At 68.8% G+C, this 21642-nt stretch carries 22 protein-coding genes; 7 read left to right on the top strand and 15 right to left on the bottom strand.

Going from position 1 to position 21642, the window contains the following annotated elements; translation table 11 throughout:
• Positions 1–170: 170 nt before the first annotated feature.
• A complete protein-coding gene (locus tag M8542_RS30445; protein WP_257923703.1) occupies positions 171–743 on the top strand; it encodes a peroxidase-related enzyme in 573 nt (190 codons plus the stop codon).
• Here the strand turns inward: M8542_RS30445 and M8542_RS30440 are convergent.
• The 4 genes from M8542_RS30440 to M8542_RS30425 form a co-directional block, all read right to left on the bottom strand.
• The gene (locus tag M8542_RS30440) at positions 740–1669 is read right to left on the bottom strand and encodes a bifunctional helix-turn-helix transcriptional regulator/GNAT family N-acetyltransferase (RefSeq protein WP_257923702.1); all 930 of its coding nucleotides are present in this window, start codon (positions 1667–1669) and stop codon (positions 740–742) included. The genes M8542_RS30445 and M8542_RS30440 overlap by 4 nt on opposite strands.
• 226 nt (positions 1670–1895) lie before the next feature.
• Positions 1896–2045, bottom strand: a complete 150-nt coding sequence (locus M8542_RS30435) for a hypothetical protein (protein ID WP_167379635.1) — start codon at positions 2043–2045, stop codon at positions 1896–1898.
• A gap of 233 nt (positions 2046–2278) precedes the next feature.
• Complete coding sequence (locus tag M8542_RS30430) at positions 2279–3469, bottom strand: ATP-binding protein (protein WP_257923701.1); 1191 nt, start codon at positions 3467–3469, stop codon at positions 2279–2281.
• A 153-nt stretch (positions 3470–3622) separates the two neighbouring features.
• On the bottom strand, positions 3623–4357 hold the full coding sequence (locus M8542_RS30425; protein WP_257923700.1) for a MerR family transcriptional regulator: 735 nt from the start codon (positions 4355–4357) through the stop codon (positions 3623–3625).
• A gap of 216 nt (positions 4358–4573) precedes the next feature.
• On the opposite strand from M8542_RS30425, the gene M8542_RS30420 reads away from it, so the two are divergent.
• Complete coding sequence (locus M8542_RS30420) at positions 4574–5074, top strand: DoxX family membrane protein (RefSeq protein ID WP_372508640.1); 501 nt, start codon at positions 4574–4576, stop codon at positions 5072–5074.
• Positions 5075–5135: 61 nt separating this feature from the next.
• Here M8542_RS30420 and M8542_RS30415 read toward each other — a convergent pair whose 3' ends face one another.
• Positions 5136–6425: an acetyl-CoA C-acetyltransferase gene (locus M8542_RS30415; RefSeq protein ID WP_257923698.1), complete on the bottom strand. Its 1290-nt coding sequence runs from the start codon at positions 6423–6425 to the stop codon at positions 5136–5138.
• A 92-nt stretch (positions 6426–6517) separates the two neighbouring features.
• On the opposite strand from M8542_RS30415, the gene M8542_RS30410 reads away from it, so the two are divergent.
• Positions 6518–7852, top strand: a complete 1335-nt coding sequence (locus M8542_RS30410) for a 3-oxoacyl-ACP reductase (protein WP_257923697.1) — start codon at positions 6518–6520, stop codon at positions 7850–7852.
• Between the two features lies 1 nt (position 7853).
• Positions 7854–8684 (top strand): MaoC family dehydratase, encoded by an 831-nt coding sequence (locus tag M8542_RS30405; RefSeq protein ID WP_257923696.1) that lies wholly within the window; start codon positions 7854–7856, stop codon positions 8682–8684.
• Here M8542_RS30405 and M8542_RS30400 read toward each other — a convergent pair.
• Together M8542_RS30400 and M8542_RS30395 are read right to left on the bottom strand one after the other, a co-directional pair.
• Positions 8676–9224: a plasmid pRiA4b ORF-3 family protein gene (locus tag M8542_RS30400; protein WP_257923695.1), complete on the bottom strand. Its 549-nt coding sequence runs from the start codon at positions 9222–9224 to the stop codon at positions 8676–8678. The genes M8542_RS30405 and M8542_RS30400 overlap by 9 nt on opposite strands.
• 3 nt (positions 9225–9227) lie before the next feature.
• Positions 9228–9605: a hypothetical protein gene (locus M8542_RS30395; RefSeq protein WP_504970533.1), complete on the bottom strand. Its 378-nt coding sequence runs from the start codon at positions 9603–9605 to the stop codon at positions 9228–9230.
• Positions 9606–10011: 406 nt separating this feature from the next.
• On the opposite strand from M8542_RS30395, the gene M8542_RS30390 reads away from it, so the two are divergent.
• Positions 10012–10662: an SCP2 sterol-binding domain-containing protein gene (locus M8542_RS30390; protein WP_257923693.1), complete on the top strand. Its 651-nt coding sequence runs from the start codon at positions 10012–10014 to the stop codon at positions 10660–10662.
• A gap of 9 nt (positions 10663–10671) precedes the next feature.
• Positions 10672–11283 carry an SCP2 sterol-binding domain-containing protein gene (locus M8542_RS30385; RefSeq protein ID WP_257923692.1) on the top strand — a complete coding sequence of 204 codons (612 nt, stop codon included), beginning with the start codon at positions 10672–10674 and terminating at the stop codon, positions 11281–11283.
• A 1-nt stretch (position 11284) separates the two neighbouring features.
• On the opposite strand, the gene M8542_RS30380 is transcribed toward M8542_RS30385, so the two are convergent.
• Positions 11285–11752 carry an FxsA family protein gene (locus M8542_RS30380; protein ID WP_257923691.1) on the bottom strand — a complete coding sequence of 156 codons (468 nt, stop codon included), beginning with the start codon at positions 11750–11752 and terminating at the stop codon, positions 11285–11287.
• A 68-nt stretch (positions 11753–11820) separates the two neighbouring features.
• Between M8542_RS30380 and M8542_RS30375 the strand changes: the two genes are divergently transcribed.
• Positions 11821–13113: a hypothetical protein gene (locus M8542_RS30375; protein WP_257923690.1), complete on the top strand. Its 1293-nt coding sequence runs from the start codon at positions 11821–11823 to the stop codon at positions 13111–13113.
• Here the strand turns inward: M8542_RS30375 and M8542_RS30370 are convergent.
• The 7 genes from M8542_RS30370 to pdhA all read right to left on the bottom strand — a co-directional run bounded on the left by M8542_RS30370 (position 13110) and on the right by pdhA (position 21402).
• A complete protein-coding gene (locus tag M8542_RS30370; protein WP_257923689.1) occupies positions 13110–15056 on the bottom strand; it encodes an ABC transporter ATP-binding protein in 1947 nt (648 codons plus the stop codon). The two genes, M8542_RS30375 and M8542_RS30370, sit on opposite strands and share 4 nt — an antisense overlap.
• 20 nt (positions 15057–15076) lie before the next feature.
• Positions 15077–15661, bottom strand: a complete 585-nt coding sequence (locus M8542_RS30365) for a TetR/AcrR family transcriptional regulator (RefSeq protein WP_257923688.1) — start codon at positions 15659–15661, stop codon at positions 15077–15079.
• Between the two features lie 116 nt (positions 15662–15777).
• Entirely contained in the window at positions 15778–16044 is a 267-nt protein-coding gene (locus M8542_RS30360; protein ID WP_257923687.1) for a hypothetical protein, read from the bottom strand.
• Positions 16045–16116: 72 nt separating this feature from the next.
• On the bottom strand, positions 16117–17685 hold the full coding sequence (locus tag M8542_RS30355) for a hypothetical protein (protein ID WP_257923686.1): 1569 nt from the start codon (positions 17683–17685) through the stop codon (positions 16117–16119).
• Between the two features lie 189 nt (positions 17686–17874).
• On the bottom strand, positions 17875–19188 hold the full coding sequence (locus tag M8542_RS30350; RefSeq protein WP_257923685.1) for a dihydrolipoamide acetyltransferase family protein: 1314 nt from the start codon (positions 19186–19188) through the stop codon (positions 17875–17877).
• 16 nt (positions 19189–19204) lie between these two features.
• Entirely contained in the window at positions 19205–20197 is a 993-nt protein-coding gene (locus M8542_RS30345; protein ID WP_257923684.1) for an alpha-ketoacid dehydrogenase subunit beta, read from the bottom strand.
• Positions 20197–21402 carry a pyruvate dehydrogenase (acetyl-transferring) E1 component subunit alpha gene (gene pdhA / locus M8542_RS30340; protein WP_257923683.1) on the bottom strand — a complete coding sequence of 402 codons (1206 nt, stop codon included), beginning with the start codon at positions 21400–21402 and terminating at the stop codon, positions 20197–20199. Before pdhA ends, M8542_RS30345 begins: the two co-directional genes overlap by 1 nt.
• Positions 21403–21642: the final 240 nt, after the last annotated feature.

The following is a 21642-nucleotide window of genomic DNA, read 5'->3' as shown; positions in this document are numbered from 1 at the left end:
CACCGCCTTGCTGCGGTGGCAGCAGCGGCTCGATCACCGCCCACGCTTTATCCGTCAACTCACCGCGACCAACCACCGGACACGACTACCAGAGGTCCAGCTCAACCACTTACAGGACACGCCCTAGACGAACGAAGCGCCACGGAATCGACACGACTAGCGTGCCGGGTATGAGCGACGTGAGCCGGTTTCCGGTGGTGGAACTCGAAGACCTGCCCGAAGACCTGCGTGCGCGCGTCGGCGTGATCGCGGAGAAGTCCGGGTTCACGCCCAACATCTTCCGCGCCCTCGGCCACCGCCCCGCCGAGCTGCGTGCCTTCCTCGACTACCACGACGCCCTCATGGAACGCTCCGACGGCTTGAGCAAGGCCGAACGCGAGCTCGTGGTCGTCGCGACCTCCGGGGCGAACCACTGCACCTACTGCGTTGTCGCGCACGGCGCCATCCTGCGCATCCGCGCCAAGGACCCCGAGCTGGCCGACCGCGTGTCGAGCAACCCGTGGCAGGTCGAGCTCGACGAACGCGGCCGCGCCATCGTCGACCTCGCGCTCGCCCTGGCCCGGGAGTCCGCCCTGTTCGGCGAGGGTGACATCGAGGCCGCGCGCAACGCCGGCCTCACCGACGACGAGATCTGGGACGTCGGCGCGATCACCGCGTTGTTCGCGATGTCCAACCGGCTCGCGCACCTCACCGCGCTGCGCCCGAACCCGGAGTTCTTCCTGCTCGGTCGGGTGCCGCGCTAGAACGTCAGGCGCCAGGTCTCGTCGGTCAGCTTCGGGCCCCAGTCGTCGAAGTCCTGTTCCGCCACGAGCTCGAACCCGGTCGCTCGGTAGATCGAGCGCGCCGCGGTGAGGATCGAGACCGTCGACAGCTCCATCCCGCGGTAGCCGTGCGCCTTGGCGAAGGAAACGCACTCGCTGACCAGCCGCTTGCCGACGCCGTGGCCGCGGGCCGACGGCTCGAGCAGCAACAGCCGCAGCTTCGCGGTGCCGGTGTCCGGCCCGCGCGTGCACGCGATGCCGCCGACGCGCTCGCCGTCGAGCTCGGCGATCCAGAACGCCTGCCCGGGATCGTCGCGCGTGTCGACGAAGTCGGCGACGATCCGGGCCACGAGCCCCTCGAACCGGTCGTCGAAGCCGTACTCGCGGCCGTAGAGCGTGCCGTGCCGTTCCACCACCCAGCCGAGGTCACCCGGTCGTGGCGGGCGGAGCACGAGGGCCGGGTCGCGACGGCGGTCGCCGACGAGGTCGCCGATCGTGCGCATCGCGGCGAGGAGACGCTGCTGGTCCTCGTCGGCGAAGCGGCGCAGCAGGCCGCCGATCTGTTCGGTGGACCGGGCGTTCAGCACCGCGAAGGCGCCCCGGCCGGCCGGCGTCGGGCGCACGAGCTGGCGACGGGCGTCCTCATCGGACCGTTCGCGGGTGATCAACCCGCGGGATTCGAGGCGGGCGAGCAGCCGGCTCGCGTAGCCGGCGTCGAGGTCGAGGCGTTTCCGCAGCTCGGTCACCGGCAGCGGGTCCTGGTGGGCCAGTTCGAAGAGGACCCTGGCCTCCGGCAGCGAGTACTCGGCGTCGGCCGGGCCCTCGTCGAGCACCCCGATGACTCCGGTGTACAGCCGGTTGAAGGCCCGGACCTCGGCCACCCGGTCGGTTAGCTGCGCGTTGTTCATTGACCACCTCAACAAACTCGTTGACGAAGTCAAAGAATACTGCGGAAGCCGGCGGCGGCAAGGGGATTTCGTACCCCGGACATGGGAAACCCCGCGATGCTGCCAGGTCGGGGGTCCGCCAGCATCACGGGGTCGTAGTGGGTATCGACGCGGCTTCGCGCGGCGTTACACCTCGCACACTATGTGGCATAGGTCACTCGAATGGGCGACCGCCACGGGGTGAGTGTCAGCGCATGTAGCCCGAGCGAGCCTGCGCGATCGCGATGAGTTCCTGACGGACCGTCGCGGTGGCGGCGGTGTCGATCGCCCGGTTCAGCGCCCGGCGAGTGCGAACCTCGGCGCGACGGGCACGGAGCTTGGCGGCGATGTTGTTCATCGGTTTCTGCATCCCCTTCGAGGGTCTTGGTGGCTTGTGCCTTAAGTATGCTCCTTTTTTCACAAAGATTCCAACGGATATCCGGTGATGTGCGGCACTTGCCGATGAATCGTCGGCGACGGGGGCGTACAACCGGATGAATCGTGGTGTCGGCGGTCACGCTGAAGCAACCCCGCTACGGGGTTCTAAGTAAATCTAGAGATTTTCCGATACTCGGCTAGCGATGGCGAGAGTCAGTCGCGTCCGAGCAGGTAGTGGCCGAAGTGCGGCACGGTGAAGGCGATCTGCCCGCGCTCGGCGGAGTAGACGAGGCCCTTCTTCATGAGGCTGTCGCGGGCCGGCGACAGCGACGACGGCTTCCGCCCGAGGAACACGGCGACGTCGGCGGTGCCGGCGGGCTCGTCGCGGCCCTGGGTCAGCTCGGCCATCGCCTGCAGGTACTCGCGCTCGGCCGGCGTCGCCCGGTCGTAGCGCGACCCGAAGAAGCCGACGGCCAGCTCGGACTCCGCCTCGGGCGCCGCGACCTGGACGTCCTTGACGGTGATCGGGTCGGACGGCGCCGCGTCCCAGGCCGCCTTGCCGTAGGCCTGGATGAAGTACGGGTAGCCGCCGGACGCGTCGAAGAGCGCGTCGAGGGCTTCCGGCTCGATGCCGGCTTCCTCGCGCTCGATCGGCGCCATCACGGCGTAGTCGGCGTCCTCGCGGTCGAGCCGGTCGATGCGCGCGTACCGGAAGAGCCGCTCGGAGTACGACTTCGACGCCGAGAGCACGGCGGGCACGTGCGGCAGCCCGGCCCCGACGACGACGAGCGGCGCCCCGGACTGCGAAAGCTCGTGGCAGGCCGCGCACAACGCCGAGACGTCGTCGGGCTGCAGGTCCTGGATCTCGTCGATGAACAGCGCGGCCCCGGTCCCGACGTCCGCGGCCAGCTCGGCGACGTCGGTGAACAGCTCGACGAGGTCGATCTCGATGTCCCCGGAGTCGGCGCGCCCCTGCGCGGCGGGCACGTCGATGCCCGGCTGCCACCGGTCGCGCAGCTTGGCGTCGGCCTTGTTGGCCCGCAGCGCAAACGCTTTCAGCACGCCGAGCACCTCTTCGACGCGGTCCGGCGCGCGGTGCCGCACGGCGAGGTCCCGGATGGCCCGGTGCAGCGCGGCGGACAGCGGCCGCCGCAGCTCGGCGTCCGGGCGGGCTTCGATCTTCCCGGCACCCCACTTGTGCCGCACGGCCATCGCGCGCAGCTCCCCGAGCAGCACGGTCTTCCCGACCCCGCGCAGCCCGGTGAGGACGAGACTGCGTTCGGGTCTCCCCCGCGCCACGCGTTCGAGCACGACCTCGAAGGCCTTGAGCTCGCGCTCGCGACCGGCCAGCTCGGGCGGCCGTTGCCCGGCGCCCGGCGCGAAGGGGTTGCGGATGGGGTCCACTCTGCCAAGCTATCGACGTATCTAGCGCGAGCCCGATATTCCGCCATAGACGGCTAGGCGTGTCGCCGAGGTTCGACCGGATGGCCGTACATAGGGACGAACAGGTCTGCAGCCCTGCTCGTCCCTACCCCCAGCGCGCACTACGACGTCGCGCTACTCGCCGAGGTTCCGTTCCGCGTAGATCTTCATCGCGTCGCGCACCAACTCCGCCGTCGCGCCTTCGAGCCCGTAGCGCGGGTCGTCGACGTACAGCTGTCCCAAGCCCGCGAAGTAGCCCGCGGACACCGACGACACCGCCGGTCGCAGCCACGCGTGCAGTCGCCGCGTGATCGCCTGGACGTCGTCCGAGCCGGCCGCGAGTCCGGCCGCGTGCGCCGCGCCGAACGCCGCCGCGATGTCGGCCTGCTCCTGCTGGTGGGCCTTCTTCTCGTCGGCCGAGAGCGAGCGCCACCACTCGTCGCCGCGCCGGTACGCGTCGGCGCCCCAGCGCGTGGTGACTTCCTTCTCGTACTTCGTGTGGTCGAAGCCGTCGAAGACTTCCTCTGCCATCAGTCGTTCACCTCCCTTCAGTTTCCGCAACGTGGTCCGGACCGAGCCGATCTGCCGTTCGATCCGCAGCTGCTCCTGTTCGAGCAGCTCCAGGTGGGTCTCGAGCGCGGCGACGCGGTCGCGTTGCCCGGCCAGCACCTCCGCGATGGCCGGCAGCCCGAGGCCGAGTTCGCGCAGCAGCAGGATCCGCTGCAGCCGGACGAGCGCCTGCTCGTCGTAGTAGCGGTAGCCGTTGCTGCCGACGCGGCTGGGCTCGAGCAGGCCGACCGCGCCGTAGTGGCGCAGCGTCCGGCTCGTGGTCCCGGCCGAGCGGGCGATGTCCTGGATCGACCACTCCATGTCGAAGACGATAGAAGTTGACGCAGCGTCAAGGTCAACCGCTAAAGTTTTCTAGGCCTATCTAGCGTCCGGCCGATATTCGCGCAGAAACACCGATGAGGGTTCGAGCGCGGGCCGAGCGGGCACTCAGCGAGTAGGTTCGACCAGGCAGCGGCCCGTACGAGGAAGGCAACGACCGTGATACTCCGTCGACTGGCACGTCCCCTGCTGGCAGCGATGTTCGTGACCGGCGGGATCAATGCGCTGAGGCACGCCGAGGGGCACGCGAAGGCGGCGGAACCGTTCCTCAACGGCGCCTTCGACAAGGTCGGCGACGTCGTGCCGGAGCAGGTCCCCCGCGACCCGGTGACGCTCGTCCGCATCGACGCCGCCGTGAAGATCAGCGCCGGCCTCGCGCTGGCCACCGGCAAGGCGCCGCGGCTCGCGGCCGGGCTCCTGCTCGGCAGCCTGGTGCCGACGACGCTCGCGGCGCACAGCTTCTGGACCATCAAGGACCCGGAAGAGAAGCAGAAGCAGCAGATCCAGTTCTTCAAGAACGCGAGCATGGCCGGCGGCCTGCTGCTCGCGGTCAGCGACACGCACGGCAAGCCGTCGGCGGCTTGGCGCGCGAAGCACGCCGCGAAGGACGTCGGCCGCAGCGCCGAGCGGCTGAGCCGCCGGGGCCAGAAGCGCGCCAAGAAGCTCGCGAAGCGAGCCGAGAAGGCCCTCCCCAACTGACACTTTCATAGGGAAAGTGCCGCCCCCGAGGTCCCGGGAGGCGGCACTTTCCCTATGAAAGCTACTTCTCGAGGATCGCGGTGACGCCCTGGCCGCCGGCCGCGCAGATCGAGATCAGGCCGCGGCCGGACCCCTTCTCGTGCAGCAGCTTCGCCAGCGTCGCGACGATCCGGCCGCCGGTCGCGGCGAACGGGTGCCCGGCCGCCAGCGACGAGCCGTTGACGTTGAGCTTCGCCCGGTCGATCGAGCCGAGCGGCGCGTCCAGCTCCAGCTTCTCCTTGGCGAACGCCGGGTCCTCCCACGCCTTGAGCGTGGCCAGCACCTGCGACGCGAACGCCTCGTGGATCTCGTAGAAGTCGAAGTCCTGCAGGGAGAGCCCGGCACGCGCGAGCATCCGCGGCACGGCGTACGCGGGCGCCATGAGCAGGCCCTCGTCGCCGTGGACGTAGTCGACGGCCGCGGTCTGCGAGAACGTCAGGTACGCCAGCACCGGCAGCTTGTGGGCCTTCGCCCACTCGTCGGTGGCGAGCAGGACGGTCGACGCGCCGTCGGTCAGCGGCGTCGAGTTGCCCGCCGTCATCGTGCCGTCCGGGCCGCCGAAGGCCGGCTTGAGCTTGGCGAGCTTCTCCGCGGTCGAGTCCGCGCGCAGGTTCTGGTCGCGCGCGAGCTTGAGGAACGGCGTCACGAGGTCGTCGAAGAACCCGCGCTCGTAGGCGGCGGCGAGGTGCTGGTGGCTGGCGGCGGCCAGCTCGTCCTGCGCCTCGCGGGTGATCTCCCAGGCCTTCGCCGTCAACGCGGCGTGCTCGCCCATCGAGAGGCCGGTGCGCGGCTCGGAGTTGCGCGGGATCGCCGGCACGATGTGCCCGGGGCGGATCTTCGCGACGAGCTTGAGCCGGTCGCCGAGCGTCTTCGCGCTGTTGAGCTGGATGAGGATCTGGCGCAGGTCCTCGTTGACGGCCAGCGGCGCGTCGGACGTGGTGTCGACGCCGCCGGCGATGGCCGAGTCGATCTGCCCGAGCGCGATCTTGTTCGCGACGTTGACGATGGCCTGCAGGCCGGTGCCGCACGCCATCTGGACGTCGGACGCGGGCGTCGCGGGCGAGAGCTTGCTGCCCAGCACGCTCTCGCGGGCCAGGTTGAAGTCCTTCGAGTGCTTGAGCACGGCGCCGGCGGCGACCTCGCCGATCACCTCGCCCTGCAGTGAGAAGCGGCTGACCAGGCCGTCGAGGGCGGCGGTGAACATGTCCTGGTTCGACGCCTTCGCGTACGGGCCGTTGGACCGCGCGAAGGGGATCCGGTTGCCCCCGATGATCGCGACCTTGCGTACAGCGGGAGTCTTCTTCGGCGGCATGACTTCACCTCTCTGGTCGTGTCCCTCACACTGTAACCTACTCGGGAGTAGGTTAGACTGCGACGTGACGCAGACTGCACGGGAGGCAACCGATGGCTGACAGGTACCAGCAGTTCACGAAAACCCCGGTGGGGAAGTTCGTGGTGCCGAAGCTCGGCCTGCCCAACCCCGCCACGCTGCGCCGCTACAAGCCCGGGCAACCCGCCCTCGAGGGTCCCGCACTTCTCGGCGCCGCGCCTGGCGGACGCCTGGAGAAGACCCTGCGCGACCAGCTCGCCGACGCGGGCATCGACGTCGTCACGGCCGCGGTCGACCGGCACGCGGCGCTCGTCTTCGACGCCACCGGGATCACCGACCCTTCGCGGCTGCGTGAGGTCTACGACTTCTTCCACCCGGTGATCCGCAAGGTCGGGCCGTCCGGTCGCGTCGTCATCCTCGGCACCCCGCCGGAGCAGGTCGAAGGCCGCGAGCGGATTGCTCAGCGCGCTCTCGAGGGCTTCGTGCGTTCCGTGGGCAAGGAGCTGAAGCGCGGCGCGACGGCTCAGCTCGTGTACGTCGCCGAAGGCGCCGAAGAGGCGACGGAGTCGACCGTGCGCTTCCTGCTGTCGGCGAAGTCGGCGTTCGTCGACGCGCAGGTCATCCGGATCGGCGCCGAGGGCAAGACGGCGGCCGCCCCCGCGAGCTGGGAGAAGCCCCTCGACGGCAAGGTCGCGCTGGTCACCGGCGCGTCTCGCGGCATCGGCGCGGCGATCGCCGAGGTGCTGGCCCGCGATGGCGCGCACGTCGTCGCGCTCGACATCCCCGCCCAGGGCGGCGACCTGTCGAAGGTGGCCAACAAGATCGGTGGGTCGTCGCTGCAGCTCGACATCACTTCGCCGAGCGCGCCCGCGAAGCTCGCGGAGTACCTGAAGGAGCGGCACGGCGGCGTCGACGTCGTCGTGCACAACGCGGGCATCACCCGCGACAAGACGCTGGGGAACATGAGCGAGAGCGCGTGGGACTCGGTGATCGCGGTGAACCTGGCCGCGCAGCTCGCGGTGAACGACAAGCTGCTCGCGGACAAGGTGCTGAACGAGAACGGCCGGATCATCGGCGTCTCGTCGATCGCGGGCATCGCCGGCAACGTCGGCCAGACGAACTACGCGACGTCGAAGGCGGGCGTCATCGGCATGGTGAACGTCGGCGCCCCGCAGCTCGCGGCGTACGGCGGCACGATCAACGCGGTCGCGCCCGGGTTCATCGAGACCAAGATGACGGCGGCGGTGCCGCTGTTCATCCGCGAGGCCGGGCGTCGGCTGTCGAGCCTCGGCCAGGGCGGGCTGCCGGTCGACGTCGCCGAGACGATCGCCTGGTACGCGAACCCGGCGTCGGCCGCGGTGAACGGCAACGTTGTCCGCGTCTGCGGCCAGGCCCTGCTGGGGGCGTGACGTGGTGATCCGCGAACTCGACAGCACGCCCAGCCTGGCGACGCTGTACCCGAAGGCCCTGCTCGGCTTTCGCAAGACGGGCTCGTCGCTGCCGGAGACGGAGCTGGTGCGCGCCGGTGTCGTCGTCGACCCGGCGCACCTGGCGGCGTACAACACGGTGTGCGGCTTCCGGCTGAGCGACGAGCTGCCGGCGACGTACCCGCACATGCTGGCGTTCCCGCTGCAGATGGCGTTGATGACCGAGCCGGGGTTCCCGTTCCCGCTGCTGGGCATGGTGCACGTGGCGAACCGGATCACGCAGCGCCGGCCGTTGCGGCTCGATGAAGCCCTGACGATCCGGGTGCGCGCGGAGAACCTGCGGGCGCACGAGAAGGGCCGTCAGTTCGACGTCGTCAGCGAAGCCTGGGCCGGCGACGAGCTGGTGTGGGTCGACGTCAGCACGTACCTGCGTCGCGGGGGCGGCTCTTCTGCCGGCCGGCGCGACCAGCTGGTGCCGCCGACGCCGGACGCGATCTGGCGTGTGCCGGGCGACATCGGCCGCCGCTACGCGGAGGTCTCGGGCGACCGCAACCCGATCCACCTGCACCCGCTGACGGCACGCCTGTTCGGCTTCCCCCGCGCGATCGCCCACGGCATGTGGACGAAGGCGCACGCCCTGGCCGCGTTCGAAGGACGGCTGCCCGCGGCGTTCACGGTGGATGTCCGCTTCAAGCAGCCGGTGCTGCTGCCGACGAAGGCGGCCTTCACGTCGTGGTCGTCCCCGGAGGGCTGGGCGTTCGAGCTGTGGAGCAAGGCGAAGCCGCACCTGGACGGCACGATCACCTCACTCTGACGGGAAGCGGCCGGCGATCGCCAGGTTGACCGCGGCGATGTCGAACGCCGCTGGGTCGAATTCGTCGGCCGCTTCCAGTCCGAGCCAGTCCAAGGTCTCTTCGTGGTCCTCGTGGCCGGGGTCGGCGAGGACGTCGAGCAGCTCTTCGTAGCCGCCGATGCCGCCGCAGTCCTCCGGCGGCCCGGCCCGGCGGCCGTCGAGGCAGCGGGGCCGGCCGCGCCCCGGTTCGCGGGCTTCCAGCGTCACCTCGTGCAGCCAGTCGTCCCCGAAGTCGTACAGGTAGCTCAGTGTGTCGGCGGGAGCGTGGAGCAGTTCGCCGATCCGCTTGGACCGGGCGTCGGCGTGGCCGAGCTCGGGATCGGGAAGCCCGTATGCGCCGTCCGCCGTCTCGAACACCCACAGGTGACTGCGCTCCCAGCCGAAGGCGTCCTGAATCAGCTCGTGCACGTCGGCCAGCGAGAAGTCGTCGGGAACAGCGACCCGCCGCCAGATCTTCGGCTTGCTGCCGGCCAAGGTCACTTTCAGCGTGAGTGCGGTCATGCGTTACTCCGAAGGTTTCCAGACTTCGCCCTCGATGAGGTCGTTGAAGCCCAGCCAGACGAGGTTCATCAGCCAGGACGCCAGGACGCCGTCGGAGATGTCGGGGTGATCGAGGGCCCAGTCGGCCAGCGACTCGGCCGCCCCGACCAGCGCCGCGGACAGGCCCTCGCCGGAGAACTCGGCCTGCTCGCCGACGCCCTTGCGGGTGCCCGCGGACACCACGAGCGCGGCGACCAGCTGGATCGCGCGCGCCCGCATGTCGGTGATCTCCGCGGCGAACGCCCCGCCGACGGTGAGCGCCTGCCGGTGCAGCACCGTCCACGACTCGCGGTACTCCGCGACGAAGCGGTAGAACGACCGCAGGCCGTGCCAGAGCTGCATGTCCGGCGGCAGGTCGGGCTGCACGCCGGCCTGGATGGCCTCGAGCAGCCGCGTCGCCTCGCGGCGGATGCACGCGCCGAACAGGTCTTCCTTGGAGCCGAGGTAGGTGTAGATCATCGGCTTCGAGACCCCGGCGACGTCGGAGATCTCGTCCATGGAGGCGGCGTGGTAGCCGTGACGGGAGAAGACCTGGACGGCCGCGTCCAGGATCTGCCGCTCGCGCACGGCGCGTGGAAGCCGCCGGGCCCGTTCGGGCGGACGCTGATCATCCTCTGACACGCTGGACCTCCCTGTTGCTGCCGAGAGACGGTACCGGGCGCTGCCCCGGCAGGGTGATTTCGGCACGCTTGCCCGCCTACCTACTGGCGGGTAGCCTTACGCGTGGGTAACTGGAGAGGGAGTGACGATGGCCGAAACCAGTGCTGATCAGGTCTCGGGGCTCCGCGGGGCGGCGCTGCTGGACGCCCTGGAGCGGCTCGACCCGCTCGGCCGCGAGGCACACGCCCTCGACGTCAACACCCTCGCCGACGCGGTGAACCCCCGCGATCTCGGCAAGGACGACTTCCGAAGACTCTTGAGCGCGCTGCTTCGCCTGGCGGAGCGAGCGCCCGCGTTCGACCTGAGCAAGGTCGACCCGGCGCGCTTCGCCACGTTGGTGTCTTCGGCGTCGCGCGCGCAGCTGGAGAGCGTCGTCGCCGAGCGTCCCCTGCGCGAGCGCGTGCTGGACGAGATCTTCGCCCGGATGGGCGCCCACATCCGCCCGGAACGGGCCCGCGACCTGCACGCGGTGGTCCACTGGCGCCTCTCGGGCGGAGTGGGAGAAGGCGGCTACGACCGCTACGAGACGGTCATTTCGCACGGCGCGTGCACGGTGAGCCGCGAGATGCATTCGCCGCCCCGGGTCACGATCACGCTGGCCCCGGCGGACTTCTTCAGGCTCATCACGCACCAGGCCACCCCGGCGGTGCTGTTCGTGACGGGAAAGATCAAGGTCAAAGGCGATTTGGCGTTCGCGGCGGGCTTGATCGGCTACTTCGACCTCCCGCACCCCGTATAGTCCGACGCCGTGCCCCGAAAAGCGAAATGGCGCCTTTCCCGGCCCCGCGGCGCGCGCGCCGGCCACGCGGTCAACGCGTTCGCGGACAAGCTGGTCATCGCCAACCTGACGCCCGCGCAGTTCATCCAGGTCCTGGAAACACTGCACATGCTGGGTTCGGCGGGAGCGGGCATCGAGCTGAGCTCCCTGACAACGGACGTCCTGGTGGACGTGGTCGGACGCTGTTCCCGAGACCAGCTGAAGGCAATCGCCGACCACCCCGAGCTCCGCGCGGTGTTCCTGGACGAGATTTTCCGCCGAATGTCGGAGCATTTCCTGCCGGAGCGAGCCCGCCACGTGGACTTCGTGGTTTCTTGGCGCTTTTCGGAGGGAACAGGAGAAGACGGCTACGACCGTTTCCAGACGGTGATCGAGGACGGCCTGTGCGTTTCTTCACCGGACTTGTCGAGAACCCCGGACACGACGATAACGCTGTCGGTGGACGACTTCATCAGGATGGCAACGGGCAACGCGGCAGTAGCGGCGATGTTCGTGACGGGCCGGGTGAAGGTGAAGGGCGAGTACGCCCCGGCGGTCCGCTTCTCAAGCTACTTCGACATCCCCAGGCCGACCGTGGACTAACCTAGTTCTCGACGATCCGCCCCTCGATGACGGTCGGCTGCTCCCGCCGGCGCTCCTGCGGCGGAACCACCTCGCTGTCCACCACCATCACCGGCCCCCGTCGCTGGTTGGCGAACCGCACCGCTCGCTTCTCCATCCGCCGCAGCCACCACTTCCGCGCCACCGCGCGTGACGGCGGCAGCATCAGCAGCAACCCGAGCACGTCGCTCACGAAGCCCGGGACCAGGATCAACACCCCGCCGAGTGCGACCAGCATCCCGTCGGTGAGCTCCTTCTCCGCCGGGCGGCCGGAGCGGGCTGCGGACAGGAACGCCCCCATGGCCCGCGCGCCCTCGCGGCGGGCGAGCCATGAGCCCAGGAACGCGCCGGCCAGGAGCAGGCCCAGCGTGCCGAGTACACCGACAGCCGAGCCCACCGCCCAGATCGCGGCGATCTCGGCGATGACGTAGAGCAGGAACGCGACAGCCATACCCGGTCAACGAACAACCTGTCCGATTTGCTCCCGGGCCGTCCGGCCACCGGCTAGTCTCACCCCTCGTGTCCGACTGGCTCCGCTGGCTCCTGATCGCGTTGTGCCTGGTCCTAGCCCTGCTGATCGTCACGCGGGGACATCGGCGGGGGTTCATGTTCCCCGGGGTCACGTGGACCCGCCCGCCCCGGAAAGCTGTTCGGCGCGGGATGGTCGTGTCCGTCGTCGGCTGGCTCGTTGTCGCCCTGCTCGTCGCCGGGGTGACCGGGGGTGGCCTGCTCTGGTTCCTCGGCTGGCCGCGGCTGCCCAGCGCCGCGCAGTTCGACGTCGGCCAAGTGCTCGACCTGCTGAAGATCGCCCTCTCCGTTGTCGCCGGGTTCGGTGGTGTCGTGCTGCTGGCCGTCAACTACCGCAGGCGGCGGGTCGCCGAAGACGAGCACGACCTCGCTGTTCAGCGCGCCGACCGTGAAGCCGTCCAGAAGTTCAACGAACGGTTCGGCAGCGCCGCCGAGCAGCTGGCCAACGACAACGCCGCTGTCCGGCTCGCCGGGGTCTACGCCATGGCCGGCCTCGCCGACGACTGGGCCGACAAGCGCCAGGTCTGCGTCGACGTCCTGTGCGGCTACCTCCGCATCACGCGCGCGGGCGAAGGCGAGGCCGAGGTCCGCGAGGGGATCCTGCGCGTGATCCGCGACCACACCCGCCAGAGCGCGAAACTCTCCTGGTCCGCGCTCGACTTCGACTTCACCGGCGTGACCATCGAGAACGCCGATTTCGCGCGTCGCGAGTTCAGCGGTGAAGTCCTCTTCGACGGCGCGGAGTTCGTGGGCGGGGTCACTTCCTTCGCCGGTGCCGAATTCGGGAAGCTGAGTTGCCACGGCACCCGGTTCTCCGCGGCCGAAACGACCTTCGCCGGCCTGACCATCAGCGGCGGCAAAGCCGAGTTCGTCGGCGCCGAGTTCACCGGCGAGAAGGTGGACTTCGCCGACGGGTACATGCGGTCCTCGTCGGTCGCCTTCTTCCGCTGCCGGTTCGCGGCGCCCCGGGTCGACTTCTCGGCGCTGGACTTCACCTTCGGACGGCTGGTGTTCGACCGTTGCGACTTCGCCGACCTCGAGCTCGACCTCTCGGTCGGCCTCGGCGACCAGCCGTCCTCCCTCGTGCCGGTGCTCGCCGAGCACTGCCGGTTCGAGCGGTGCCGGATCGAGCTGGGCCGGGGTGGCCAAGGGGTCAAGCTAGCGGACTGCGTGCTCGACACCGTGACCGTCCACGACACCGGGGAACACCCGCAGACGCACTCGTGGCCGGGCAACGAGCTGCGCGGTGGCACCTCGCTGCCCGGCCACTACGCGACGCCCTAGCTCGGCACCTCGTCCAAGTACGCCCGCGCCTGGAGCGTGAACAGCTCCGCGTACCCGGCCTTCGCGGCCATCAGCTCCTCGTGCGTTCCGTACTCGGCGACCTTCCCGCGATCGAGCAGCAGGATCCGCTCCGCCTGCCGGACGGTCGAGAACCGGTGCGAGATGTACAACGTCGTCCGGCCCTCGGACAGCTCCCGCAGCCGCGAGAACAGGTCGTGTTCCGCCTGCGCGTCCAACGCCGACGTCGGTTCGTCGAGGATCAACAGAGGTGCCTCTCGCTGGAACGCCCGCGCCAAAGCGATCTTCTGCCACTCCCCGCCCGACAACGAAACGCCCTGGTCGAACCAGCGCCCCAGCGGGCTGTCGTAACCGGACGGCAGGCGCTCGATGCGCTCGTCCGCGCCCGCGCGGCGGGCCGAGTCCTCGATGTGCGGGCGGTCCTCCAGCCGTGCGAGGTCGCCAAGGCCGATGTTCTCCGCCGCCGTGCCCTGGTACGTCACGTAGTCCTGGAACATCGCGCTGATCCGCCTCCGGAGCTCGACCGGGTCGTACTCGCGGATGTCCACGCCGTCGAGGCGAATGACCCCGCCGGTCGGGTCGTACAGCCGGCACAGCAGCTTGAACAGCGTCGACTTGCCCGCGCCGTTGCGGCCCACCACCGCCACCGTCTCGCCCGGGCGGATCTCGAAGCTGACGTCGTCCAGCGCCGGCTCCTCCGCACCCGGGTAGGCGAAGGTCACCGAGTCGAACTCGATGTGACCTTCCACTGTGGACGGGAAGGGTCGCGGTGACGCAGGTGCCGTGATCTCCGGTTTCGTGTCCAGGAAGCGGTACAGCGTGTCCAGGTACAGGTTGTTCTCGTACATCCCGGAGAATGCCGTGAACAGCCCGGACACCGACGTCTGCACCGAAGTCGCCGCGGCCGTGTACAGCGCCAGGTCGCCCAGCGTGAGCCGGCCGCCGACCGCCTCCAGGGCGATGTACAGCGCGATCGCCGAACCCGCGAACGTGCTCAGCAGGCCCCAGGACGTCGAGCTGACGTTGCGCTTCACCGTCAGCTTCCGCTGCCGCTCGTAGGACACGAGCCCGAGCCGGCGGAACCGGTCGACGAAGTACGGGCCGAGCCCGAACAGCTTCGTCTCCTTGGCGTAGGTGTCCGTCGTGACCAACGAGGACAGGTAGTCCATCCGCCGCTTGATCGGCGACATCAGGAACGTCAGCCAGAACGCGCGCGAGCCGTACTTCGACTGCGAGATGAACGCTGGGATCGGCGCCAGCAGCGCGACCAGCGCCAGCAGCGGGCTGATCGAGACGAGCAGCGCGACCATGCTGCCGAACGTGATGAGCGTCCGGACCAGGCCGAGTGCCGAGTTCATCATCGACAGCGGCCGCGTCGGCGCTTCCTGCGCGGCCTGGCGCAGCATGTCGTAGGACGTCGAGCCCTCGAAGTACGCCAGGTGCAGCTCGCTCGCGTGCGCCATCACCTGGTGGCGGATGGTCAGCGTCATCCGCTCCTGCAGCAGCGACTGCGCGATCGATGTCATGGCGCTGCTGAGCGCGGTCGCGGCGAGCACGCCGAACTGGAACAACGCGACGTTCACGATGTCGCCGGTCGTGCCCTTGTGCTGGATCGCCGCGACGACCGAGTCGAGCAGCAGCTTCGCGACGTACGCGGTCACCGTCGGCAGGAGGCCCGACAGCAGCGTGATCAGCGCCAGGAGGATCGTCAGGACCGGGCTGGCCTGCCAGGTCAGCTTGACGACCTTCGGCAGGCCGCGGACCGTGCCCGCCACCGACGTCTTCGCGCGCTTGAGCCGCGAGCGCAGGTCCTTTGGCTGGTCTTCCGGCTTCGGTTCGGGGATTTCGACGGGCCCGGTGAGGCCGCTCTCCGGGACCGTCGACGCGTGCCGGCGTCGTCCTCGCCGCGACAGCATGAACTCCATGCCGCCCCCACCACCCGGGATCACGCGGCCTCCACGGCGCCGTGCAGGAGCACGTCGACCACCTGGCGCGTGGTGGCGGGGTTGTCCTCCGGCGCCATCCGCCGGCCGCCGAACAGCAGGGTGAGGAAGAGCGCCGCCAGCTGCTCCGGCGCCAGCCGCAGCCGGTCCTTCTCGGGTTCGAACAGTTCGGTGATCGCGCCACGCATCGCGGCCATCGACTCGCTGCGGCCGCCCTTCATGGTGCGGTTCTTGAGGCGCTGCTCGGGGTCGCGCTGCTTGTGCCGACCGGACGCGTGCAGGGCGCCCATCAGCGCACCCATCCGCTCGAAGTGGGCGCCGAGCGCTTCGGCGGCCTCGACGAGCCGGTCGGCCAGGGGCTGCTCGATGGGGATCTCGGCGATCGCGTCGAGGACGTGGTCGGGGCGCAGCACCTCGGCGGTGCAGGCGTCGAACAGCTCGTCCTTGTCCTTGAACGCGCGGAAGATGGTGCCCTCGCCGATGCCGGCGGCGCGGGCGATCTGGCTGGTCGTGACCGCGGTGCCGTGCTCGATCAAGAGCGGCAGCACCGCGTGCACGATCATGGCGCGCCGGTCTTCGGCGCTCATGCTCGGCGCTCTGCGCCGGGTTTCGGGTGCTGGTGTCATGCCACCAGTGTGCGGAGTGAGTGCTCACTCCGTCAAATGAGTATGCCGGGAGACCAGGAGCGGAACGTTGCCGAGGGCTAGTCCCTGTCGATCTGCGACGACGTCGTTGCCGGGCCTCGCGACACGTACGCCACGGCGCGGAAGATCAGCTCTGTCATGTGGGGGCGCCAGCTCTCGGGGACCAGATCGGGCAAACGGGCAGCCGATGCGGCGTCGGTGGCCACGATGAACGGCTGCCGTGCCGAGTCGGTGAAGATCGACGCGTCGGTTCGGTCGTCGTGCTGGAGGACTTTTTGCGCCTGGACGCTGAACCTGTCCTGACCCGCGTTGACGGTCAGATCCATGATCTCACCGACCTGTGGCCGCATGAATTCCATTTCGATCTCTCCGGCATCGTGGACACCTTCCGTGTGATACTAGCGTGAGTACGGGTCGATGACGTTCTTCTGCAGCACTTGGTAACTCTTTTGGAAGCGCCACTTCCGCACAAAGAGCCAGACAGTCAGTACGCTGAGTAGCAGTGCGACGCCGAGCAGGGCATTCCGCGAGAAGACTGTCATCAATTCGGGGGTGCACACCGCGGAGCCGGGGCTGCATACTCCGCGCCTGACGACAACGCCGAGCAGTGCGTAAAACGCTGACATCCCGACGGCGAGCAACCCGATCCTGCTCACCAGGGGAATTCGTGGCCTGATGTCGTCCTTGAACGCCCGGGAGAACCAGATCGACGCCAGGCCGGGCAGGGCGACGAACAGCGCGGCCACATCGATCCCCTTGGTGTCGGCGAAGACCAGACCGTCCCAGATCCGCCAAAAGAACCAGAAGAAGATGCTGGCGAACAGGGTCAGCCACATGACCAGCGCTGTCGTCCCCGGTGGACGTTCACGTAGCAGGGTGTACGCGTAGACTTGATCGCCGACCTTGCTGGGAAGATTGCGGGCGTACAGATGAGCCACCGGCCCGCCCGCTTCGTTTTCGCCCTGGGTGGTTGCTTCGCTTTTTCGCAGGCTCTCCTCGAACGTGCCCCGCTGGTGCGTCTTCGGCATGGTCAATGTCTGTTCGTACGCGAACCGCTGTTCGAGGAAGAAAGTGCCGGCGGGCGCGGTCTGGGTGAAGTGGTAGCTGGTGCACAGGCTGTGCATCGAGAGCGGGATCCTGAACTCGTACGGCTCCTGACCCACTGCGCGGCGAGCACCCTCGTCCAGCTGTTTGAAGATGCTCTTCGGTTGATATCGCCCTTTTCGCGGCTTGGGCGAATAGTCGGCAGAAAACCTCGTGCGGTACGAGACGCTGAGCCGAACCGCCTGACCTGGCCTGGCTTTGAGATGGAGCCAGATGAGGTGTCGCTTGGCCATGTAGTTGCCGACGTACTTGAGGCGACCGAGCGCCTCGGGGTAGAACGGCAGGCCGAGTGTCCTCAGTTCACAGACGACGTGCCCCACCCGCGCTTCGGCCGCGTCAGCGTCCAGCGCCGGAACCTCCAGGTACTTCCGCCCGAGTTCTTCGAGCCTGCCGGCGGTGTACGAGTTGCCGGGAGGGGTCAGGCCCACCACCTCCCAGAAGACCCGGAGCATGATCTGGGTCCGCTCCTGACCCTCCCGCTGGCCGCACAGGTAGAGCTTGGCGCCGGCCGGATCTTCGACGCAGAAGTGGTTCATCAGGCGGCCCTTGCGGGCGATGTAGATCGGCAGGACCAAGGTGGGGTTCAGCTCGTTGAAGGACCGTATCGTTTCGGAGTCCTGCATCCGCGGGTCGTCGTGGAGGGCCTCGGCGAGGGTGGGCAGGTGCCAGTCGATGGTCAACCGTCTTCGGCATTCACCGTGGTCGATCTCGACGTTCTCCGAGATGCGGGAAAACGGCCGGTCATTTTCATTGATCATGGCGATGGCGAGCGCGGTGGAATACGCCTTGGCGAGCTCATGAGCCTGTTCTCGGGGACTGCTGCCGTCAACAGGAGACTCGTTGAGGTTCAGGTCGGCAGTCACTGAATTCAGCTCCCGGTTTCGGCGGCTTGTTGACGTAGGTAGCTGTCGCCGGGACGCCGGTGCTTGTTACGTTCAGTTACTGCTTTCCGAGCCCGTCGAATCCTTCGTCAGGGCATAACGCGATGTCATCTGTTCGTGACAAAGGGGGTGTCTCCGAATTCGGAGACACCCCCTTCGCGGACTGAAAACTCAGTACGTCATCGCCATCGCCGGGTCGGCCAGCAACGCGCCGACGTCGGCCAGGAACTCCGAGCCCTGCTGGCCGTCCACCACGCGGTGGTCGAAGCTCAGCGACAGCTGCAGCACCTTGCGGACCTTGATCTCGCCGTCGACCACCCACGGCTGGTCCTTGATCGCGCCGAGGCACAGGATCGCCGACTCGCCCGGGTTGATGATCGGCGTTCCCGTGTCGACGCCGAACACGCCCACGTTCGTGATCGTGATCGTGCCGTTCGCCATGTCCGCCGGGGACGTCTTGCCCTCGCGGGCGACGTCCGTCAGCTTCGTCAGCGACTCCGCCAGCTCCTTCAGCGACATCGAGTCGGCGTCGCGGACCTTCGGCACGATCAGCCCGCGCGGGGTCGCCGCCGCGATGCCGAGGTGCACGTAGTCCTTGTAGACGATCTCCTGCGCCGCCTCGTCCCAGACCGCGTTGATGTCCGGGGTCCGCTTCGCCGCCAGGCACACCGCCTTCGCCGCGAACGTCAGCGGCGTGACCTTCACCCCGGCGAACTCCCGCGACTTCTTCAGCTTCTCGCGGAACTCCATCATCGGCGTGACGTCGATGGTCAGGAACTCCGTGACGTGCGGAGCGGTGTACGCGCTCTGCACCATCGCCGCCGCGGTCATCTTGCGGACGCCCTTGATCGGCACGCGCCGCTCGCGGGCGCCACTGTCCACAACGGACTCGACGACCGGGGTGCCGTTGGCCGCCCGCTCGACGTCGTCCCGGGTGATCACGCCACCTGAAGCGCTCCCGGTCAGCGCGTGCAGGTCGACGCCCAGATCCTTCGCCAGCTTCCGCACCGGCGGCTTCGCCAGCGGGACGTATCCGCCGCGCGGAGCAGCAGGCGCGGGAGGAGCGACAACAGCAGCAGCCGGAGCCGGAGCGGCGGGTTCAGCGCCCTTCCGAGCCCGCCGCTGGGTCACGACGGCCTTGGAGCCGTACCCGACCAGCGGCTTCATCTCTTCTTCTTCAACCGGCGCGGCGGCGGCAGGCGCGGCCGCGGGAGCAGGGGCAGGAGCCGCCGCCCCACCGGGGTCGACGTCGATGGTGAGGATCGGCGTGCCGACCTCCACCGTCTGGCCCGGCTCGACGTGCAGCTCCGTGACCACCCCGGCCCACGGGATCGGCAGCTCGACGGCCGCCTTCGCGGTCTCGATCTCGACCACGATCTGGTTGACCGTCACCGTGTCGCCCGGCTTCACGTGCCAGTTGAGGATGTCGGCTTCGGTCAGCCCCTCGGCCGTGTCGGCCAGGGGGAACTGTTTGTACGTAGGCATTGCGCGGAAATCCCCCTTACCAGGCGAGCGAGCGGTCGACGGCGTGCAGCACGCGGTCCAGGTCGGGGAGGTAGTGCTCCTCGAGCTTGGCCGGCGGGTACGGCGTGTCGAACCCGGTCACCCGGAGGACGGGCGCTTCCAGCGAGTAGAAGCACTCCTGCTGGACACGCGCCGCGATCTCCGACGTCAGCGACGACTCGGACGGCGCCTCCGACAGCGCGATCAGCCGGCCGGTCTTGCGGACCGACTCGAACACCGGGCCGAGGTCCAGCGGCGAGAGCGTGCGCAGGTCGATGACCTCGAGGGACTTGCCCTCGTCCTCCGCCGCGGCGGCCGCGTCGAGCGCGACCTTCACCGAAGGCCCGTACGCGACGACCGTCGCCGTCGTGCCTTCGCGCACGACCTGCGAGGAGGTCATCTTCTGCGGCGGGCCCGCGACGTCGATCTCCGCGCGCAGCGCACCCGAGTGGTACAGCCGCTTCGGCTCGAAGAACAGGATCGGGTCGTCCGACTTGATCGCTTCCTGGATGCCCCAGTACGCGTCGACGGCGTTCGAAATGGACACGACCTTGAGGCCGGGGATGTGCGCGAACAGCGACTCCGGCGACTCCGAGTGGTGCTCGACCGCGCCGATCCCGCCGCCGAACGGCACCCGGATCACGACGGGCATCTTGACCTTGCCCTGCGTCCGGTAGTGCAGCTTCGCCAGCTGCGACGAAATCTGGTCGAAGCCGGGGAAGATGAAGCCCTCGAACTGGATCTCGCAGACCGGCCGGAAGCCGCGCACGGCCAGGCCGACCGCGGTGCCGATGATGCCGGACTCCGCCAGCGGCGTGTCCAGCACGCGCTGTTCGCCGAAGTCCTTCTGGAGGCCGTCGGTGATCCGGAAGACGCCGCCGAGCTTGCCGACGTCCTCACCCATGATCAGGACCTTGGGGTCTTCTTCCATCGCGCGGCGCAGGCCGAGGTTGAGCGCCTTGCCGATGGTGAGTTTCTGGAGGTCGGTCATCAGTGCTCACCCGCCGTTGCGAAGCCGTCGAGGTAGGACAGGAACTCTTCGCGCTGCGCGTCCAGCACCGGGTTGCCCTCGGCGTAGACGTTGCTGAAGATCCGCTCCGGCGGCGGCTCCGGCATGTTGAACGTGTATTCGCGCAGGTCGGCCGCGAAGGCGTCGGCCTCGGCCTGGACCTGGTCGAAGAAGTCGTGGTCGGCGTAGCCGTTGCGGGCCAGGAACGCCCGGACGCGTTCGATCGGGTCCTTGAGCTTCCACTCCTCCAGCTCGTCGGAGAGCCGGTAGCGGGTCGGGTCGTCGGTGGTCGTGTGCGCGTCCATCCGGTAGGTGAACGCCTCGATCAGGACGGGCCCGTTGCCGTGGCGGCACTCGTCGAGCGCCCAGCGCGACACCGCGAGGCACGCGAGGACGTCGTTGCCGTCGACGCGGATGCCGGGGAAGCCGTAGCCGCGGGCGCGCTGGTACAGCGGCAGGCGCGACTGGCGCTCGGTCGGCTCGGAGATCGCCCACTGGTTGTTCTGGCAGAAGAACACCAGCGGCGCGTCGTAGACCGCGGCCCAGACGAATCCTTCGTGGACATCGCCCTGCGAAGTCGCTCCGTCACCGAAGTAGCAGATGGTGGCTTCGCCGTCGTCGTCGCCGACCTTGCCCTCGAACTTCTGCCCCATCGCGTAGCCGGCGGCGTTGAGCACCTGGTTGCCGATCACGATGGTGTACGGGTGGAAGCCCGTGCCCTGGTAGTCCCAGCCACTGTGGTCGGTGCAGCGGAAGATGCCCAGCAGGTCCTTCATGTCGACCCCGCGCGCGTACGCGACACCGTGTTCGCGGTAGCTGGGGAACGCCATGTCGTTCTTCTTGAGCGCCCGGCCCGAGCCGATCTGCGCGGCTTCCTGGCCGAGCAGCGGGACCCAGATGCCGAGCTGGCCCTGGCGCTGCATGGCGTTCGCTTCGCGGTCGGCGCGGCGCACCAGCACCATGTCGCGGTAGAGGCCGCGCAGCGCTTCGGCGTCGACGTCCTCGACGTACTTGTCGAACTGGGGCGAGGGGACCCGTTCGCCTTCGGGGGTGAGCAGCTGAGTCAGCTCAGCGCCACCTTCGCTGGTTGCCCGCAATCCGGCGATCACCTGCTCGGGGGAAGGCTGGGCCGCTACGGCGGCCGGCCCGTCTCCAGGCTCCGGGTGCGTCCACTGTTCGGACGGCATGCGCAGTACTCCTCGGTGTCGGTGCCTCTGGCGGCCGCTTGTGGCGACCACAGCGACTGCACCGGCGGGGACCAGCGCATCGGGTCCGAAGCGCTCGGTCACCGTCGGCGTTGACGGTTCACGCCGACATCCTGGCACGAAGGTCCGCGCTTTGGTGAGTCACGGATGCTGATTTGTTGCTGAGAAAGGGGGTCTGAACAGGCAAAACGTTTGGAAGCCCGAGCATCGGACCTACGAGAG

The sequence above is a fragment of the Amycolatopsis iheyensis genome (assembly GCF_024703995.1).
Taxonomy (GTDB): domain Bacteria; phylum Actinomycetota; class Actinomycetes; order Mycobacteriales; family Pseudonocardiaceae; genus Amycolatopsis; species Amycolatopsis iheyensis.
This window is presented reverse-complemented; position numbering and strand designations above follow the sequence as displayed.

Excerpts from the sequence above, each read along its gene's own strand:
- M8542_RS30445 (WP_257923703.1), top strand. The coding sequence starts at position 171 with ATGAGCGACGTGAGCCGGTTTCCGGTGGTGGAACTCGAAGACCTGCCC.
- M8542_RS30440 (WP_257923702.1), bottom strand. The coding sequence starts at position 1,669 with ATGAACAACGCGCAGCTAACCGACCGGGTGGCCGAGGTCCGGGCCTTC.
- M8542_RS30435 (WP_167379635.1), bottom strand. The coding sequence starts at position 2,045 with ATGAACAACATCGCCGCCAAGCTCCGTGCCCGTCGCGCCGAGGTTCGC.
- M8542_RS30425 (WP_257923700.1), bottom strand. The coding sequence starts at position 4,357 with ATGGAGTGGTCGATCCAGGACATCGCCCGCTCGGCCGGGACCACGAGC.
- M8542_RS30420 (WP_372508640.1), top strand. The coding sequence starts at position 4,574 with ATGTTCGTGACCGGCGGGATCAATGCGCTGAGGCACGCCGAGGGGCAC.
- M8542_RS30415 (WP_257923698.1), bottom strand. The coding sequence starts at position 6,425 with ATGCCGCCGAAGAAGACTCCCGCTGTACGCAAGGTCGCGATCATCGGG.
- M8542_RS30410 (WP_257923697.1), top strand. The coding sequence starts at position 6,518 with ATGGCTGACAGGTACCAGCAGTTCACGAAAACCCCGGTGGGGAAGTTC.
- M8542_RS30400 (WP_257923695.1), bottom strand. The coding sequence starts at position 9,224 with ATGACCGCACTCACGCTGAAAGTGACCTTGGCCGGCAGCAAGCCGAAG.
- M8542_RS30395 (WP_504970533.1), bottom strand. The coding sequence starts at position 9,605 with ATGCAGCTCTGGCACGGCCTGCGGTCGTTCTACCGCTTCGTCGCGGAG.
- M8542_RS30390 (WP_257923693.1), top strand. The coding sequence starts at position 10,012 with ATGGCCGAAACCAGTGCTGATCAGGTCTCGGGGCTCCGCGGGGCGGCG.
- M8542_RS30380 (WP_257923691.1), bottom strand. The coding sequence starts at position 11,752 with ATGGCTGTCGCGTTCCTGCTCTACGTCATCGCCGAGATCGCCGCGATC.
- M8542_RS30370 (WP_257923689.1), bottom strand. The coding sequence starts at position 15,056 with ATGGAGTTCATGCTGTCGCGGCGAGGACGACGCCGGCACGCGTCGACG.
- M8542_RS30365 (WP_257923688.1), bottom strand. The coding sequence starts at position 15,661 with ATGAGCGCCGAAGACCGGCGCGCCATGATCGTGCACGCGGTGCTGCCG.
- M8542_RS30360 (WP_257923687.1), bottom strand. The coding sequence starts at position 16,044 with ATGGATCTGACCGTCAACGCGGGTCAGGACAGGTTCAGCGTCCAGGCG.
- M8542_RS30350 (WP_257923685.1), bottom strand. The coding sequence starts at position 19,188 with ATGCCTACGTACAAACAGTTCCCCCTGGCCGACACGGCCGAGGGGCTG.
- M8542_RS30345 (WP_257923684.1), bottom strand. The coding sequence starts at position 20,197 with ATGACCGACCTCCAGAAACTCACCATCGGCAAGGCGCTCAACCTCGGC.
- pdhA (WP_257923683.1), bottom strand. The coding sequence starts at position 21,402 with ATGCCGTCCGAACAGTGGACGCACCCGGAGCCTGGAGACGGGCCGGCC.